The 17008-nt window shown below is 69.6% G+C and carries 17 protein-coding genes and 1 tRNA gene; 9 read left to right on the top strand and 9 right to left on the bottom strand.

What is annotated here, in order from left to right; translation table 11 throughout:
* Positions 1–48: 48 nt before the first annotated feature.
* The 6 genes from ACIP5K_RS12140 to pknB all read left to right on the top strand — a co-directional run bounded on the left by ACIP5K_RS12140 (position 49) and on the right by pknB (position 8251).
* Positions 49–888, top strand: a complete 840-nt coding sequence (locus ACIP5K_RS12140) for an FhaA domain-containing protein (protein WP_401408183.1) — start codon at positions 49–51, stop codon at positions 886–888.
* Positions 889–898: 10 nt separating this feature from the next.
* Positions 899–1414 (top strand): FHA domain-containing protein, encoded by a 516-nt coding sequence (locus ACIP5K_RS12135; RefSeq protein WP_401408181.1) that lies wholly within the window; start codon positions 899–901, stop codon positions 1412–1414.
* 137 nt (positions 1415–1551) lie between these two features.
* Positions 1552–3123, top strand: a complete 1572-nt coding sequence (locus tag ACIP5K_RS12130; protein WP_401408179.1) for a Stp1/IreP family PP2C-type Ser/Thr phosphatase — start codon at positions 1552–1554, stop codon at positions 3121–3123.
* Between the two features lie 25 nt (positions 3124–3148).
* A complete protein-coding gene (locus tag ACIP5K_RS12125; RefSeq protein WP_401408177.1) occupies positions 3149–4588 on the top strand; it encodes an FtsW/RodA/SpoVE family cell cycle protein in 1440 nt (479 codons plus the stop codon).
* Entirely contained in the window at positions 4585–6051 is a 1467-nt protein-coding gene (locus ACIP5K_RS12120) for a peptidoglycan D,D-transpeptidase FtsI family protein (RefSeq protein ID WP_401408175.1), read from the top strand. The genes ACIP5K_RS12125 and ACIP5K_RS12120 overlap by 4 nt, the downstream gene beginning before the upstream one ends.
* Before the next feature lie 205 nt (positions 6052–6256).
* Complete coding sequence (gene pknB / locus ACIP5K_RS12115) at positions 6257–8251, top strand: Stk1 family PASTA domain-containing Ser/Thr kinase (protein WP_401408173.1); 1995 nt, start codon at positions 6257–6259, stop codon at positions 8249–8251.
* A 93-nt stretch (positions 8252–8344) separates the two neighbouring features.
* On the opposite strand, the gene ACIP5K_RS12110 is transcribed toward pknB, so the two are convergent.
* From ACIP5K_RS12110 to ACIP5K_RS12085, 6 genes are all read right to left on the bottom strand, one after another.
* Positions 8345–9088 carry a class E sortase gene (locus ACIP5K_RS12110; RefSeq protein WP_401408171.1) on the bottom strand — a complete coding sequence of 248 codons (744 nt, stop codon included), beginning with the start codon at positions 9086–9088 and terminating at the stop codon, positions 8345–8347.
* Positions 9089–9161: 73 nt separating this feature from the next.
* Positions 9162–10484 carry a class E sortase gene (locus ACIP5K_RS12105; RefSeq protein WP_401408169.1) on the bottom strand — a complete coding sequence of 441 codons (1323 nt, stop codon included), beginning with the start codon at positions 10482–10484 and terminating at the stop codon, positions 9162–9164.
* Complete coding sequence (locus ACIP5K_RS12100) at positions 10481–11134, bottom strand: aminodeoxychorismate/anthranilate synthase component II (RefSeq protein ID WP_401408982.1); 654 nt, start codon at positions 11132–11134, stop codon at positions 10481–10483. The genes ACIP5K_RS12105 and ACIP5K_RS12100 overlap by 4 nt, the downstream gene beginning before the upstream one ends.
* An 11-nt stretch (positions 11135–11145) precedes the next feature.
* Positions 11146–11307, bottom strand: coding sequence for a hypothetical protein (locus tag ACIP5K_RS12095; RefSeq protein ID WP_024760376.1), 162 nt, complete (start codon positions 11305–11307; stop codon positions 11146–11148).
* Positions 11308–11346: 39 nt separating this feature from the next.
* A complete protein-coding gene (locus ACIP5K_RS12090) occupies positions 11347–12039 on the bottom strand; it encodes a class E sortase (RefSeq protein ID WP_401408166.1) in 693 nt (230 codons plus the stop codon).
* A gap of 23 nt (positions 12040–12062) precedes the next feature.
* Entirely contained in the window at positions 12063–12842 is a 780-nt protein-coding gene (locus tag ACIP5K_RS12085; RefSeq protein WP_401408164.1) for a DUF881 domain-containing protein, read from the bottom strand.
* 152 nt (positions 12843–12994) lie between these two features.
* On the opposite strand from ACIP5K_RS12085, the gene crgA reads away from it, so the two are divergent.
* On the top strand, positions 12995–13252 hold the full coding sequence (crgA, locus tag ACIP5K_RS12080; protein ID WP_111663030.1) for a cell division protein CrgA: 258 nt from the start codon (positions 12995–12997) through the stop codon (positions 13250–13252).
* Positions 13253–13529: 277 nt separating this feature from the next.
* Here the strand turns inward: crgA and ACIP5K_RS12075 are convergent, their stop codons facing one another.
* Both ACIP5K_RS12075 and ACIP5K_RS12070 read right to left on the bottom strand, forming a co-directional pair.
* A complete protein-coding gene (locus ACIP5K_RS12075) occupies positions 13530–14423 on the bottom strand; it encodes a rhomboid family intramembrane serine protease (protein ID WP_401408162.1) in 894 nt (297 codons plus the stop codon).
* 117 nt (positions 14424–14540) lie between these two features.
* Complete coding sequence (locus ACIP5K_RS12070; protein WP_401408160.1) at positions 14541–15068, bottom strand: peptidylprolyl isomerase; 528 nt, start codon at positions 15066–15068, stop codon at positions 14541–14543.
* Between the two features lie 317 nt (positions 15069–15385).
* Here ACIP5K_RS12070 and ACIP5K_RS12065 point away from each other — a divergent pair, with 317 nt between their 5' ends.
* Positions 15386–16084 (top strand): DUF5324 family protein, encoded by a 699-nt coding sequence (locus ACIP5K_RS12065; protein ID WP_401408158.1) that lies wholly within the window; start codon positions 15386–15388, stop codon positions 16082–16084.
* A 73-nt stretch (positions 16085–16157) separates the two neighbouring features.
* Here ACIP5K_RS12065 and ACIP5K_RS12060 read toward each other — a convergent pair.
* Positions 16158–16230, bottom strand: a tRNA-Ala gene (locus ACIP5K_RS12060).
* Positions 16231–16413: 183 nt separating this feature from the next.
* Between ACIP5K_RS12060 and ACIP5K_RS12055 the strand changes: the two genes are divergently transcribed.
* Positions 16414–16962 (top strand): helix-turn-helix domain-containing protein, encoded by a 549-nt coding sequence (locus ACIP5K_RS12055; RefSeq protein WP_401408156.1) that lies wholly within the window; start codon positions 16414–16416, stop codon positions 16960–16962.
* Positions 16963–17008: the final 46 nt, after the last annotated feature.

Genomic DNA, 17008 nt, shown 5'->3' with positions numbered 1-17008 from the left:
GCCCGACAGGCACGGCAAGCAGGACAGCTACGGAGAAGGAGGTGCCCCATGGGAGTCCTGAAGAAGTTCGAGCAACGTCTCGAAGGTCTGGTCAACGGCACCTTCGCGAAGGTCTTCAAGTCCGAGGTGCAGCCCGTCGAGATCGCGGGCGCGCTGCAACGCGAGTGCGACAACAACGCGACGATCTGGAACCGCGAGCGGACCGTCGTCCCCAATGACTTCATCGTGGAGCTCAGCGCACCGGACTACGAGCGCCTGAGCCCCTACTCCGGACAGCTCGGCGACGAGCTGTCCGGCATGGTGCGCGACTACGCGAAGCAGCAGCGCTACACCTTCATGGGCCCCATCAAGGTGCACCTGGAGAAGGCGGACGACCTGGACACGGGTCTGTACCGGGTGCGCAGCCGCACCCTCGCCTCCTCCACCAGCCAGGCGCAGCCCGAGCGTCCGGAGCGGCCCGCGGCCGCCCGTCCGCAGGCGCCCGGCGGCTACGGCTACCCGCCGGCGGCCGCACCGCCGATGCCGCCCGCACCCCCGCCCGGCCGGCCCGCACAGGCCCCGGCCGCGCACCGGCCCGCGGCTGCCGCGGGCCCCCAGCCGGGCGCCCGCGTCCGGCACTGGATCGAGATCAACGGCACCCGCCACCAGATCTCCCGCCCCACCCTCGTGCTCGGCCGCTCCACGGAGGCCGACGTGCGGATCGACGACCCCGGCGTCTCGCGCCGGCACTGCGAGATCCGCACCGGCACCCCCTCCACGATCCAGGACCTCGGGTCCACGAACGGCATCGTGGTGGACGGCCAGCACACGACCCGCGCTACGCTCCGCGACGGCTCGCGGATCGTCGTGGGCCAGACCACCATCGTTTACCGGCAAGCCGAAGGGTGAAGCGGGGGCAATGTCAGAGCTGACCCTGACGGTCATGCGGTTGGGTTTCCTGGCCGTTCTGTGGCTGTTCGTGATCGTGGCCGTACAGGTCATCCGCAGCGACCTGTTCGGCACACGGGTGACCGCGCGCGGCTCGCGCCGTGACAGCGGACGCCAGCAGCAGACCGCACGCCAGGCGGCCGCGCCGCCGCAGCAGCGCCAGCAGCAGGCCGGGGGCCGTCAGCGACGCGGCGCCCCGAGCAAGCTGGTGGTCTCCGAAGGGAGCCTCACCGGCACCACGGTCGCCCTCCAGGGGCAGACCATCACGCTCGGCCGGGCCCACGACAGCACGATCGTGCTGGACGACGACTACGCGTCCAGCCGGCACGCCCGGATCTATCCGGACCGGGACGGCCAGTGGATCGTCGAGGACCTCGGGTCCACGAACGGCACGTACCTCGACCGGAACCGCCTGACGACCCCCACGCCGATCCCGCTGGGTGCACCGATCCGCATCGGCAAGACCGTCATCGAGCTGCGGAAGTAGTGCTACATCATGATTAGGCGCGAGCGGAGCGAGCGAGCCGACGCGGTTGTCCCGGACCGGGACACCGGCACGCTCCCGACCGGAGGGTGGGCACCGTGCGGATGTACCCGGAGTCGGAATCAACGGGGCAGGTGCGCATGAGTCTGTCACTGCGCTTCGCCGCCGGATCGCACAAGGGCATGATCCGCGAGGGCAACGAGGACTCCGGCTACGCCGGCCCGCGCCTGCTCGCGATCGCCGACGGCATGGGCGGCCAGGCCGCCGGTGAGGTCGCCTCCTCCGAGGTGATCTCCACCATCGTCGCCCTCGACGACGACGTCCCCGGCTCCGACATCCTGACCTCGCTCGGCACCGCCGTGCAGCGGGCCAACGACCAGCTGCGCATGATGGTCGAGGAGGACCCGCAGCTGGAGGGCATGGGGACGACCCTCACCGCCCTGCTGTGGACCGGCCAGCGGCTCGGCCTCGTGCACGTCGGCGACTCGCGCGCCTACCTGCTGCGCGACGGCGTCCTCACCCAGATCACGCAGGACCACACCTGGGTGCAGCGCCTCGTCGACGAGGGCCGCATCACCGAGGAAGAGGCCACCACGCACCCGCAGAGGTCCCTCCTCATGCGCGCGCTGGGCAGCGGCGACCACGTCGAACCGGACCTCTCCATCCGCGAGGTGCGGGCCGGCGACCGCTATCTGATCTGCTCCGACGGCCTGTCCGGCGTCGTCTCCCACCAGACGATGGAGGAGACCCTCGCCAGCTACCAGGGCCCGCAGGAGACGGTCCAGGACCTGATCCAGCTGGCGCTGCGCGGCGGCGGCCCCGACAACATCACCGTGATCATCGCCGACGTCCTCGACATCGACGGCGGCGACACCCTCGCCGGACACCTCTCCGACGCCCCGGTCATCGTGGGCGCGGTCGCCGAGAACCAGCACCAGCTGCACGACGGCGGCGCCATGGAGACCCCGGCGGGCCGCGCGGCGGCACTCGGCCGCGGCTCGGGCCGGCCGGTGCCGGGCCAGGGCCAGGGCCAGCACCGCGGCGGCGGCGAGTTCGGTCCGCCCGGCAGCGGCGACAGCGCGGGCTACGCGTCCGAGGGGGACTTCGACGCGTACACCGAGGAAGACTTCGTCAAGCCGCGCCGCGGCCGCCGGTGGATCAAGAGATCGCTGTTCATCGTGCTCGCCCTCGGCGTCATCGGCGGCGGCCTCTACGGCGGTTACCGCTGGACGCAGACCCAGTACTACGTCGGCTCGAACGACGACCACGTGGCGCTCTACCGCGGCATCAACCAGGACCTCGCCTGGGTGAGCCTGTCGAAGGTGGAGAAGGACCACCCGGAGATCGACCTCAAGTACCTGCCTCCGTACCAGAAGAAGCAGGTCGAGGAGACCATCACCGAAGGCGACCTGGCAGCCGCCCAGGACAAGATCGACGAACTCTCCGCACAGGCCACGGCATGCGAGAAGCAGGCCGAGCGGCAAAAGGCCGAGAACGAGAAGAACGCGAAGACCGGCGAGGGCGAGGCCGGCGGCACCACCGCCGGCACGGGCACGGCGTCGAAGGCGTCGTTCCGCGTGGCGACCGCCACCCCCACGCCGGACCCGTCCTCGTCGCCGTCCGGCAAGTCCAAGTCCTCTCCCACGCCCACTCCTGGCCCCACTCTCTCCGACGAAGAGCAGCAGCTGGCCAAGGCGTGCGCACAGCAGTAGAAGCCGTTGGGGGCCTCAGCACGCCATGAGCAGTTCTCTCAGTAGTAGTTCCACGACCCATACGTCGACCATCGGCGCGATCGGCGCACCCAGCCGGCGCAACACCGAGCTGGCGCTGCTGGCGTTCGCGGTGGTCATCCCCGTCTTCGCGTACGCCAACGTGGGCCTCGCGCTCGACGGCTCGCTGCCGGCCGGCCTGCTCGGCTACGGGCTCGGCCTCGGCCTGCTCGCCGGCGTCGCCCACATCGTCGTACGGAAATTCGCGGCGTACGCGGACCCGCTGCTGCTGCCGCTGGCCACGCTCCTCAACGGCCTGGGACTCGTCGTCATCTGGCGGCTCGACCAGTCGGAGCTGCTCCAGTCGATCCACCAGGCGGGCAGCGCCGCGCCCAAGCAGCTGATGTACACGGCCATCGGCATCGCGCTGTTCATCGCGGTCCTGATCTTCCTGAAGGACCACCGCGTCCTCCAGCGCTACACGTACATCTCGATGCTCGGCGCGATCGTCCTGCTGCTGCTGCCGCTGGTGCCGGGCCTGGGTGTGAACCTGTACGGCGCCAAGATCTGGATCCACATCGGGTCCTTCTCCATCCAGCCCGGTGAGTTCGCGAAGATCGTCCTCGCGATCTTCTTCGCCGGCTACCTGATGGTGAAGCGGGACGCGCTGGCGCTGGCCTCGCGCCGCTTCATGGGCCTGTACCTGCCGCGCGGCCGCGACCTCGGCCCGATCCTCGTGGTGTGGGGGATCTCGATCCTCATCCTGGTCTTCGAGACCGACCTCGGCACGTCGCTGCTGTTCTTCGGAATGTTCGTCATCATGCTGTACGTCGCCACCGAGCGGACCAGCTGGATCGTCTTCGGTCTGATGATGTCCGCGGTCGGCGCCGTCGGCGTGGCGAGCTTCGAGCCGCACATCCAGCAGCGGGTGGACGCCTGGCTCGACCCCATGAAGGAGTACCTGCTCAGCCGGCAGGGCGTCGCGGGCCACTCCGAGCAGGCCATGCAGGCGCTGTGGGCGTTCGGCTCCGGCGGCACCCTCGGCACCGGCCTCGGCCAGGGCCACTCGGACCTGATCCGGTTCGCCGCGAACTCCGACTTCATCCTCGCCACGTTCGGCGAGGAGCTGGGCCTGGCCGGCCTGATGGCGCTGCTGCTGATCTACGCGCTGATCGTCGAGCGCGGTGTGCGCACCGCCCTCGCCGCCCGCGACCCCTTCGGCAAGCTGCTCGCCGTCGGTCTGTCCGGCGCCTTCGCGCTCCAGGTCTTCGTGGTCGCCGGCGGTGTCATGGGGCTCATCCCGCTGACCGGTATGACGATGCCGTTCCTCGCGTACGGCGGTTCGTCCGTGATCGCGAACTGGGCTCTCATCGGCATCCTGCTGCGCATCAGCGACACCGCTCGCCGGCCCGCGCCCAGCCCGACGCCCAGCCCCGACGCCGAGATGACCCAGGTGGTCCGACCGTGAACAAGCCCCTGCGCCGCATCGCGATCTTCTGCGGACTCCTGGTCCTGACCCTGCTGATCCGCGACAACTGGCTCCAGTACGTCAAGGCCGACAGCCTCGCCTCCGACGACAGCAACCGCCGGGTCGCCATCGCCCGGTACTCGACGCCGCGCGGCGACATCATCGTCGACGGCAAGTCGATCACCGGCTCCAAGGCGACCAGCGGCACCGACCTGAAGTACAAGCGGACCTGGAAGGACGGGCCCATGTGGTCGCCCGTCACCGGCTACGCCTCGCAGGTCGTCGGCGCCACCCAGCTGGAGTCCCTGGAGGACGGCATCCTCACCGGCAACGACGACCGGCTCTTCTTCCGCAACACGCTCGACATGATCACGGGCAAGAAGAAGGAGGGCGGCAACGTCGTCACCACCCTCAACGCCAAGGCGCAGAAGGCCGCGTACGACGGCCTGAAGAACCGGGGCAAGGGTGCCGTCGCCGCCATCGAGCCGTCCACCGGCAAGATCCTCGCGCTCGCCTCGACGCCGTCGTACGACCCGTCGTCGTTCGCCGGGAACACCAACGACGACGGCAGCACCTTCTCCAAGCTCGACAAGGACAAGGACAAGCCGCTCCTGAACCGCGCGCTGCGCGAGACGTACCCGCCCGGCTCCACGTTCAAGCTGGTGACGGCCGCGGCCGCGCTGGAGAGCGGCAAGGTCGGCGACATCGACGCGAAGACCGACTCGCCGGTGCCGTTCATCATGAAGGGCACCCGGACGCCCCTGAAGAACGAGGGCAGCATCGCCTGCGAGAACGTCTCACTGCGCGACGCCCTGAAGGTCTCCTGCAACTCGGTGTTCGGCAAGCTCGGCCAGGACATGGGCAACAAGACGATGCTCGACGAGGCCGAGAAGTTCGGCTTCAACGACCAGCAGTTCGTCCCGGTCCGCTCGAACGCGTCGAACTTCGACGACGACATGAACGACTCGCAGGTGGCGCTCTCCTCCATCGGCCAGTACGACACCGCGTCCACGCCGCTCCAGATGGCCATGGTCGCCTCCGCGATCGCCAACGACGGCAAGCTGATGAAGCCCTACATGGTGGACCAGCTCCAGGCCCCGAACCTCGACGTCATCGAGAAGACCGAGCCGGAGGAGATGAGCAAGCCGCTCTCCGAGGAGAACGCGCAGAAGCTCCAGTCGATGATGGAGACCGTCGTCAACGACCCGGGCGGCACGGGCTCCAGCGCCAAGATCGCCGGTGCGACCGTCGGCGGCAAGACCGGTACCGCCCAGCACGGCGTCGACAACAGCGAGAAGCCGTACGCCTGGTTCGTCTCCTACGCCAAGACCAGCTCCGGCACGCCGGTCGCGGTGGCCGTGGTCGTCGAGGACGGCGCCGCCAACCGTGACGACATCTCCGGTGGCGGTCTGGCCGCTCCGATCGCGAAGAGCGTGATGGAAGCGGTCATCAACAGCAAGTAGCGGACGGGCGTGACCGGGCTTCACCAGGATCTGTGAGCCCGGTCACCTGTTCTTCACATTGACGCACGTGGCGATACCGGTCCTGTCACGGGTCTCGGTGGCGGCCAGGTCACGCTGGGCAAGCCGGGTACGGTATGCCCGGACAGCACACCGCCCGACCCCGCACGGGACGGTCGGGACCGACGGAGAGGGCTGGTAGGTAACCATGGAAGAGCCGCGTCGCCTCGGCGGCCGGTACGAGCTGGGCCAGGTGCTCGGCCGTGGTGGCATGGCGGAGGTCTACCTCGCGCACGACACCCGGCTCGGCCGCACCGTGGCGGTGAAGACGCTGCGGGTGGACCTCGCGCGCGACCCGTCGTTCCAGGCCCGGTTCCGCCGGGAGGCCCAGTCGGCCGCCTCGCTCAACCATCCCGCGATCGTGGCGGTCTACGACACGGGCGAGGACTACGTCGACCAGGTCTCCATCCCGTACATCGTGATGGAGTACGTCGACGGCTCCACCCTCCGCGAGCTGCTGCACTCCGGGCGCAAGCTCCTGCCGGAGCGTGCCATGGAGATGACCGTCGGCATCCTCCAGGCCCTGGAGTACTCGCACCGGGCGGGCATCGTCCACCGCGACATCAAGCCGGCCAACGTCATGCTGACCCGCAACGGTCAGGTGAAGGTCATGGACTTCGGCATCGCCCGCGCCATGGGCGACTCCGGCATGACGATGACGCAGACCGCCGCGGTCATCGGCACGGCCCAGTACCTCTCGCCCGAGCAGGCCAAGGGCGAGCAGGTCGACGCCCGGTCCGACCTCTACTCGACCGGCTGCCTGCTGTACGAGCTGCTGACGGTCCGTCCGCCGTTCGTGGGTGACTCGCCGGTCGCCGTCGCCTACCAGCACGTGCGCGAAGAGGCGCAGCCGCCGTCGGTCTTCGACTCCGAGATCACGCCCGAGATGGACGCCATCGTCCTCAAGGCGCTGACCAAGGACCCCGACTACCGCTACCAGTCGGCCGACGAGATGCGCGCCGACATCGAGGCCTGTCTGGACGGCCAGCCCGTCGCCGCCACCGCCGCCATGGGCGCGGTCGGCTACGGCGGCGGCTCCGGCGACCAGCAGACGATGATGCTCGGTCAGCAGAACGGCTCGGCGCCGACGTCGATGCTGCCCCCGGTCAACGCGGACGACGGCGGCTACGGCTACGAGGACCGCCCCGACCGCCGCCGCCAGCAGCAGGGCAAGAACCGCACGTCGACGATCCTGCTGGTGGTCGCGGGTGTCCTGGTGCTGATCGGGGCGATCCTGATCGGCAAGTGGATCAGCAGCGGCAGCGGCGGCGACGACGCCAAGGTGACAGTGCCGAATCTGGTGGGAGAGACCTTCGAGTCCGCCACGAAGAAGGCGGGCAATGTCGACCTGAAGGTCGAAAAGGGCTCCAGCATGGCGTGCAAGGACGAGCCCGCGAAGACCGTCTGCGAGCAGGACCCCCAGGACGGGACGCTCGGCAAGGGCGAGACGATCACCGTGCGGATGTCGACGGGGGCGCCGAAGGTGGCGGTCCCGAACGTCATCAACAAGTCCGAGGACGACGCCCGCGCCGCCCTGGAGGACAAGGGCTTCGAGGTGGACGTGAAGTCCGAGGAGTCCACGCAGGAGCCGGGCAAGGTCCTGGAGCAGAAGCCCGACCCGGGCACGGAGAAGCAGTCCGGCTCCACGGTCACCCTCGTGGTGTCCAAGGAGAAGGCGCAGACCCAGGTCCCCGACGTCTCCTCCGGCACCAACCTCACCTGCGACCAGGCCACCGCCAAGTTGCAGGAGGCGAACCTGAAGGCGTCCTGCTCCGAGGAGGAGAACGCCTCGGTCGACGCCGGCAAGGTCTTCAAGCAGAGCCTCGTGGCCGGTTCGCAGGCCGACCCCAACTCCACGGTCACCCTGACCGTGGCGAAGGCCCCGGCCCAGACGGCGGTGCCCGAGGTGCGCGGCAAGTCCGTGAAGGACGCCACGAAGCTGCTGAACGACGCCGGGTTCAAGAACATCCAGTTCGCGGACGGCAGCAGCCGCGACGGGAACGCGATGGTCGCCAACGCGGACCCGGCCCCCGGCAGTCAGGTCGACCCGGCCAACACCCCGATCACCCTGACCACGATCGGCGGCAACGGCGGGAACGGCGGCAACGGGAACGGCGGGCTCTTCGGCGGCAACAACGGCTGACGGCCCGCGACGGCACGCACGGGAAAGGCCCCGCACCTCCTCCGGGAGGTGCGGGGCCTTCCGCCGTGCCCGGCCGGCGGGGCGCCGTCCCGCCTACCGGATCTCCTTCGGCGGCGTCCGGTCGCCGTCCACCTTCTCCACGCGCTCCAGCTCGCCCCACACCACATAGCGGTACTGCGACGTGTAGACGGGGGTGCAGGTCGTCAGCGTGATGTACTTCCCGGGCTTCTTGACGCCCGACTCCCTGGGCACCCGGTCGATCACGTCGACGTTGTACTTCGAGGTCTCCGGGAGGATGTCGTAGACCTTGTAGACGTACCAGTCGTCCTTCGTCTCGAAGACGATCGGGTCGCCCTTCTCGATCTTGTCGATGTTGTGGAACTTGGCGCCGTGCCCGTCGCGGTGCGCGGCCAGCGAGAAGTTGCCGTTCTTGTCGGCGGTCGGCAGGTCGGCCTTCACCGGATCGGTGTAGTAGCCGGCGACTCCGTCGTTGAGGATCTTCGACGAGGTGCCCTTCTCGACCAGCACCTCGCCGTTCTTCATCGCCGGTACGTGCAGGAAGCCGATGCCGTCCTTGGTGTCCAGGGCGCCGGGGCCGGCGGCGCCGCCGGCCCAGTGCTCGCGGACCCGGTCGCCCTGCTTGTGGGCGGCACGATCGGCGACGACGTTCGTCCACCACAGTGAATAGGCGACGAACAGGCCGAGGATCAGGCCGGCCGTGATGAGGAGTTCGCCGAAGACGCTGACGGCCGTCGCGATCCGTCCGCGGCGCGGCGAGGGCGAGGGGGACTTCGGCTCGGCCGCGTCCTCGTCGTGGTCGGTGGTCGTCGCTGCCACTGCTTGTTGCCCCGTCCCTGTGCCCGTACTGCCGGTGGTCGACCGCGCCGGCCCGACTGTGCCGCGCGACTCGCTATTCGACGAGCGCGTCCGGCTTGCCCTTGCTGCGCGGACGCTCCTCGACCATCTTGCCCCAGACGATCATTCGATACGTACTGGTGAATTCCGGCGTACACGTCGTCAGGGTGATGTAACGACCCGCCTTGGTGAATCCGGAGCCCGCCGGCACCGGGGCGATCACCGAGGTGTTCGACGGCGAGGTCTGGTCGAGCCTGCTCGACATCTTGTACACGTAGTACTTGTCCTGCGTCTCGACCACGATCGGGTCGCCCGGCTGGAGCCGGTTGATGTAGCGGAACGGCTCGCCGTGGGTGTTGCGGTGCCCGGCGAGCGAGAAGTTGCCGGTCTTCGCGTCCGGCATCGCCGTCGGGATGCTGTCCTTGCCGTAGTGGCCGACCATCCCCTTGTCGAGGACCTTCGTCTTGCTGATGCCCTCGGCGATCGGCACGACGACGTCCAGCTTCGGTATGTAGAGGATCGCGAAGCCCTGCCCGGGCTCGAACGAACCCGGCTTGCGCTTGCCGCTCGCCCAGTCGTCCTCCAGATGGTCGCGCGCGCTGCCCGCCAGGTTGTGGGCCCGTATGTTCGACCACCAGAGTTGGTAGGTGACGAACAGCAGCATCAACACCCCGAGGGTGATGAAGACTTCGCCGATCGCGCGGCTGGCTATCACCCCGGCGCCCGGCTTGGCCGCCTTCGCCGCCCGGCGGGCCTCGACGCGGCTCAGCGGCGGGGCGTCGTCGGCCGTCGTCCCCTCCTCGGCGGGGGCCGCTCCCGCGCGCCGTCGGCCGCCGCCCCGCTTGGCCGCCCGGCGGCGCTCGGCGCGCCCGCCGGTGGCGGCGGGCCGCTCCGGTCCGGCCGCCGCAGGGGGCTCGGCCGCCGCAGCCCGGGGCTCGGCCGCCGCCCGGGTGTCGGCGGTGCGCAGCGCGACCGTCTCGTCGTCGCGCGCGGAACGCAGGTAGGGGGGCTCGGGGGTGGGCGCGGCCGGGCCGGCGGTGGGCGCGGGTGCGGCGGGTGCGGGAGCCGGTGCTCGTGGTGCGGGCGCGGGGGACGGGGTCCGGGAGGCCGGTGGGGGCGTGGACGCGGGTGTGGCCCCGGAAGGCCCCTGAGCGCCGCTGTACCAGTCCGTCGCGTACCCGGCGGGGTCGTACCACTCGGGCTCCGGTTCGGGCCGCTGGGGCTCGGCCTGCGGCTCCTCCGGCGTCGACCTGAACCACGGTGAGGGATGCTGCCCCGGCAAGGGGTCGCTGAGGGGGTCGTCGAGCCGCCCCACGGCGTCCGCCAGCTCCCCCGAGTCCCCTCCTCCCCCGTCGCGCTCGGGGCGCAGCGCGGTCACGCCGAGGCCCTGCCCACGACCGGGGCCAGCCCGGCCGATCGGGCGACCGCGCCGGTGTCGCCGCACTCGGCGAGCCAGTTGGCCAGCATCAGGTGCCCGTGCTCGGTGAGCACGGACTCCGGGTGGAACTGGACGCCCTCGACGGGCAGTTCGCGGTGGCGCAGCCCCATGACGATGCCGTCCTCGGTGCGGGCCGTGACCTCCAGCTCGGCCGGGACCGTGGCCGGTTCGGCGGCCAGCGAGTGGTAGCGGGTCGCGGTGAAGGGGTCGGGCAGCCCGGCGAAGACGCCCTTGCCCTCGTGCCGCACCAGGGACGTCTTGCCGTGCAGCAGCTCCGGCGCCCGGTCCACCACGCCCCCGTACGCCACCTGCATCGACTGCATGCCGAGGCAGACGCCGAAGACGGGCACACCGGTGGCGGCGCAGTGGCGCACCATCTCGATGCAGACCCCCGCCTGTTCGGGCGTGCCGGGGCCCGGCGACAGCAGCACGCCGTCGAAGCCGTCCTGGGCGTGCGCGGGCGTCACCCGGTCGTTGCGCAGCACCTCGCACTCGGCGCCCAGCTGGTACAGGTACTGGACGATGTTGAAGACGAAGCTGTCGTAGTTGTCGACGACGAGGACGCGCGTCCTGCGGTTCTCGTCGCGGATCGTTCCAGTGCTCACTGACCGTCCACCGTTACGTCGTTGAAGGGCAGCAGCGGCTCGGCCCACGGGAAGACGTACTGGAACAGCGCATAGACGACTGCCAGAACCAGCACGATCGAAATCAGTGCCCTCACCCAAGCGTTTCCCGGCAGATGCCGCCAGATCCAGCCGTACATGCCGGTCGCTCCCTCCACACCGTCCGCTACGGCACCAGACTAACGGCGCAGGGCTTTCGGTTTCCCGGCCTCCACAGGCTGAGTGGAATCGAGGTGCCCCCACACGATCAGCCGATGGCTGTGGCCCCACTCGGGCTCGCAGGTGGTGAGGGTCAGGTAGCGGCCCGGCTCCCTGTAGCCGGACCTGCGCGGGACGGGGTCGACGACGGCGACATCGCTGGGCAGCGTCTTGTAGGGCCCGGTGTCGATGACGTACGTGAACCAGGTCGTGCCGTCGGTGAGGACGACGTCGTCACCGGGGCGCAGCTTCGGGAAGTCCTTGAACGGGTCGCCGTACGTGCGCCGGTGGCCCGCCACCGCGAAGTTCCCCTTCTGCCCGAGCCGGGCGGTCGCCGCGTAGTGGCCGAGCCCCTTCTTCAGGGTGCCGACGTCGGTGTCCTCCAGGACCGGCTTGTTCCACGTGAAACCGAGCCGCGGGATGTACATCACGGCGAACGGCTCGCCGTCCTCGTACGCGGTGGGCTGCGGCGGCGCGGTGGCGGTCGGCCGGTCCGTGGGGGCGGCGCCGGCCACCGGCCGGTTCGCCCACTGCTTCTGGAGGTCGTCGATCTGGCGGTCCATCGCGCTGTCGGCCTGCACACCGGTCCAGAACAGTACGTAGACGACGAAAAGCACGATCACGGCGCCGGCCGTGATGCACAGCTCGCTGAACGTGCGGACGACGACTCGCACCGACACCGGTCCCCCAGGGGCAGCTACTCCACGGGCTTCGCGTAGTGGAGATCCACTGTGCCCGAGTAGCCGGGAAGAGTCATCGCCCCGTCGTCCTCGACTTTCCAGCCGAGTCCGTAGGCGTTGACGTAGAGCATGTACGTCTGGATCTCCGGCGAGGCGGCGACGGCCGCCTTGAGCTTCTCCGGGTCGCCGACCGCCGTGATCTTGTACGGGGGCGAGTAGACGCGGCCCTGGAGGATCAGGGTGTTGCCGACGCAGCGCACCGCGGACGTGCCGATCAGGCGCTGGTCCATGACCTTGATGCCCTTGGCGCCGCCGTGCCACAGGGCGTTCACCACGGCCTGGAGGTCCTGCTGGTGGATGACGAGGTCGTCGGGCTGCGGGTCGGGGTAGCCGGGGAGCCGGACGGTGGCGTCGGGCGGGGCGTCGTCGAGCGTGACGGAGACCGCCCGGCCGCTCACCTTCTTGGTGCCGGACGCCTCCTGGAGGCGGTCCAGCTTCGCGTCCTCGGCCTTGGTCGAGCCGTCGTCGCGCTGCGCGAGCCGCTCGACGTCCCCGCGGGTGCCGCTGTTGGCCGCTTCCAGTTCCTGGTTCTTGTGGCTGCGCTCCTGGATGAGGTCGGAGAGCTTCAGCAGCGAGGCATCCGTGCGGATATTGGTGCCCTTGGCCGTATTGAAACTGGTGAAGAAGATCAGCCCGGCAAGGGCGAAAACTCCCACGGTGAGCACCCGCACCGGCCGGAATCGGCCGCGGGCATCGCCCTGGTCAGGACGGTTTCGGGGGTCGGGAGAATTGCTCAACGTACCCTTATCTCCTTCGACGCCGTGGAAGCACTACGCTAACGGACGGCCGGGGGAGCGCTCATAGTCCTTTGAAGTTCCGCTTGTACGCTGCCCGGAGCCAGCCCACGTTCCCTGCGCGGCCACGCAGCGCATCGACAGGAGAGCCCCTCGTGCCGAAGTCACGTATCCGCAAGAAGGCCGACTACACGCCGCCGCCGGCGTCGAAGCAGGCAGCCAACATCAAGCTGACCAACCGCGGTTGGGTGGCTCCCGTGATGCTCGCCCTGTTCCTGATCGGGCTGGCCTGGATCGTCGTCTTCTATGTGTCGGACACCCAGCTGCCCATCGAGGCCTTCGGCAACTGGAACATCGTGGTGGGCTTCGGCTTCATCGCCGCCGGGTTCGGCGTCTCCACCCAGTGGAAATAGCGCACGGACCGGCCGGGGCGCCAGCTCTGCCCCAAGCTATCCACTGAGTTATCCACAACACTTTTCCACAGTGGGGATAACTCTACGATCTGTGGATAACCCTCAGCCCGTTGACGCTGGTGTGACTAATCAGGCACCCGTCGAGCACACGTTCGCCCCTTGCCTCTCCCGGGAAAACCCCAGGTCAGAGGCGAGGGGCGACGTCGTTTCCGGCTCGTTGCGCGCTTTCCACGGTCCGCTGTGGACAACCGGGGACAACAACGGTGGATAACCGTGCTCAGGTGAGCTGGGCCGTTCTGACGACGACGGTGATGACGGTGGCCAGCAGAACCAGCGCGCAGGTCCCGTACTGGACCAGGGAGCGGTGCTCGCGCGGGGCGTGCACCATGGCGTACCCGATGGCCAGACCCGCCACGAGCCCGCCGACGTGGGCCTGCCAGGCGATGCCTCCCCAGGCGAACGTGATGATCAGGTTGACCACGAGCAGCCCGATGACCGGCCGCAGGTCGTAGTTGAGGCGGCGCATCATGATCGGCGTCGCGCCGAGGGCCCCGAAGATGGCCCCGGAGGCGCCGAGCGACGCCTCGTTCGGCGCCATCAGCAGGTAGCACAGGGCGCTGCCCGCCAGCCCCGAGACGAGATACAGGGCGAGGAAACGGGCCCGCCCGAGCGCCGCCTCCAGCGGGCCGCCGATCCACCACAGCGTCAGCATGTTGAAGGCGATGTGCGTGATGCTCACGTGCATGAACATCGAGGTCACCAGCCGGTACCACTGGCCCTCGGCGACACCCTGCGGGGTGTCGAAGCCGGGCACCATGGCCCGGCCGATCAGCTCGAAGCGGCCGTCGAACAGATCCACCGCCTGCTGCCCCAGGTACACGAGCACGCAGATCCCGATCAGCACCTTGGTGACCAGGCGCGGGTCCGCCGCGATCGTGCCGCCCGCGAGGGTGCGCGGCCGGTTGGCCGTGGGCGCGTGCCCCGTCCCCGATCCGCTGCGCACACACTCCGGGCACTGGAACCCGACCGAGGCGCTGACCATGCACTCCGGGCAGATCGGGCGCTCGCAGCGGATGCAGCGGATGCCGGTGGGCCGGTCGGGATGCCGGTAGCAGCCGGGCAGGCCCCGCTCGTCCTGCGGTTCCTGCGGGCTGCCGGGCGCCTGTTCCATGTCGGTCGTCCCCTCAATGAGAGCGGTGGAGAGGCGCCGCGCGGCAACGCGTCGCCCCGCACATCCTTACGGACGGGCGGGGCGCATTGGTTCCCTGCGGCCGTACCGGCGCCGGCGCTATCGGGTCTCGACGGCCACCGACTCGATGATCACGTCGTTGAGCGGGCGGTCCGTGCGCGGGTTCGTGGGCGCGTTGGCGATGGCCTGCACGACCTTCTGGCTCGCCTCGTCGACGACCTCGCCGAAGATGGTGTGCTTGCGGGTCAGCCAGGCGGTCGGCGAGACGGTGACGAAGAACTGCGAGCCGTTGGTCCCCGGGCCCGCGTTGGCCATCGCCAGCAGAAACGGCTTGTTGAAGGCCAGGTCGGGGTGGAACTCGTCGCCGAACTGATAGCCCGGGCCGCCCGTGCCGTTCCCCAGCGGGTCGCCGCCCTGGATCATGAAGCCGCTGATCACGCGGTGGAAGACCGTGCCGTCGTACAGCGGAGCCGTGGACTTCTCGCCCGTCTCCGGGTTGGTCCACTCCCGCTCACCCCGCGCGAGCTCCACGAAGTTCTTGACCGTCTTGGGCGCGTGGTTCGGCAGAAGCCTGACCTCGATGTCGCCCTGGTTGGTCCTGAGGGTGGCATACAGCTGCTCGGCCACGATCCGCCTTCCGTCGTCTCCTGTGCTCGCCCGATCCTCGCACGGCACGGGAGCGGGGGTTTCAGCCGCCAAAACCGGTCTACTCGATACAGAGCAGGAGCGCCCCGCAACGATCCGTGGCATTGTCGTCGACAAGCCTCTTTAACGCCCTTACCCGACCTAACCGTTCTTACCGTTCCCCGCCACCGCGCACCGGCTCCTACCAGCCGGTACGAATCCTTAACCAAGCCTTACCGCGGTAAATCACTTCCAGCAGGCATGATCAGCAAAAGGGTGGAAAGGTGAAAAACCTGTACGCCACCGAGGAGGAGGATCACGTGACCCGCATCGACAGCGTGCGCGCCGCGACCGGCTCGGCGAAGGACAGCGTGCTGCACGCCGCGGAAGTGGTGGCGCCCTACGCGGGGACGGCCAAGGACAAGGCCGCGCAGTACGCGCACGACGCCCGCGTCGTGCTCGCTCCTAAGGTCTCGCAGGCCGCCCAGCAGGCGCGCGTCCAGTACGACGCGCACCTGGCACCGCGCCTGGAGCAGGCCCGCACCCATGTGCCGCCGAAGGTCGACCACGCCGCGCACGAAGCGGCTGCCCGCACCCGCACCGCCGCCCGCCAGGCCGCCGACTATTCGAAGCCGCGGCTGGAGCACGCCGTGGCCGCGGCCGGCCCGGTCCGCGAAGAGGCGACGGCCCGCAGCGCCGCGGCCCTGGCCGCACTGCGCGGCCAGGTCTCCCCGGCCCAGATCCAGAAGCTGGTCCGCAAGCAGGAGCGCCGGGCCCGTGCCGGGCGTCTCGCCAAGGGCCTGGCCGTGCTCGGCCTCGTGGCGGGCGGGGCGTACGCCGCGTGGAAGTGGTGGGACAAGCAGGCCAACCCGGACTGGCTCGTCGAGCCGCCGGCCGCCACCGAGGTGCCCGACGGCGCCCCGCTGACCTCGGTCGACGGCAGCGGCCAAGACGTCCTCGACCCCGAGGTGGAGGCCAAGCAGGCCGAAGCCGAGGCGAGCCCCGAGGACAAGCACTGACCCAGCGCGTCACCGCGTCCCACGAAAGAACCCCCTCGACCGTGTTCGCACAGGTCGAGGGGGTTCTTCTCGGTGGAGCCTAGGGGAGTCGAACCCCTGACATCTGCCATGCAAAGACAGCGCTCTACCAACTGAGCTAAGGCCCCGAAAACGACGCGTCGGCCCGGACGAGACACGCTCCGGGTGAGCACCGCAGACCAGAGTACCGGGTCACCCCCGGGATCCCGCAAAAGGATTGGGGGTCCCGGCGGACAACCACTCTCCGTAAGATGCCCCACGTGCTTCGCGGCAGCGAAGCACCGTACTTGGGGAAGCGATGGGGAGACGCAATGGACGCCGCACAGCAGGAAGCTACCGCAAGAGCCCGGGAGCTCCAGCGCAGCTGGTACGGAGAGCCGCTGGGGGCGCTCTTCCGTCGGCTGATCGAGGACCTCGGCCTCAACCAGGCCCGTCTGGCGGGAGTGCTCGGTCTGTCCGCGCCCATGCTGTCCCAGCTGATGAGCGGCCAGCGCGCCAAGATCGGCAACCCCGCGGTGGTGCAGCGCGTCCAGCAGCTCCAGGAGCTGTCCGGGCAGGTCGCCGACGGCAGCGTCAGCGCGGCCGAGGCCACCGAGCGCATGGACGAGATCAAGAAGTCGCAGGGCGGCTCGGTCCTCACCAACACCGGCCCGTCGTCCTCCGGTTCGGGCGCTCCGACGGTCAAGCGCGTGGTGCGTGAGATCCAGTCGCTGCTGCGCTCCGTCTCCGCCGCCGGCGACATCATCGACGCGGCCGACTCCCTCGCCTCGACCCACCCGGAACTGGCAGAGTTCCTCCGGGTGTACGGCGCCGGCCGCACCTCGGACGCGGTCGCGCACTACCAGGCGCACCAGAACTGACCCGCCGAGGTCACCGCACGGCAGCCGGTGCCGTGACCACCGGCGT

The organism is Streptomyces sp. NPDC088785 (assembly GCF_044750685.1).
Lineage (GTDB): Bacteria > Actinomycetota > Actinomycetes > Streptomycetales > Streptomycetaceae > Streptomyces.
Note: the sequence above shows the minus strand (reverse complement) of the source record. Positions and strands in the feature narration are given on the sequence as shown.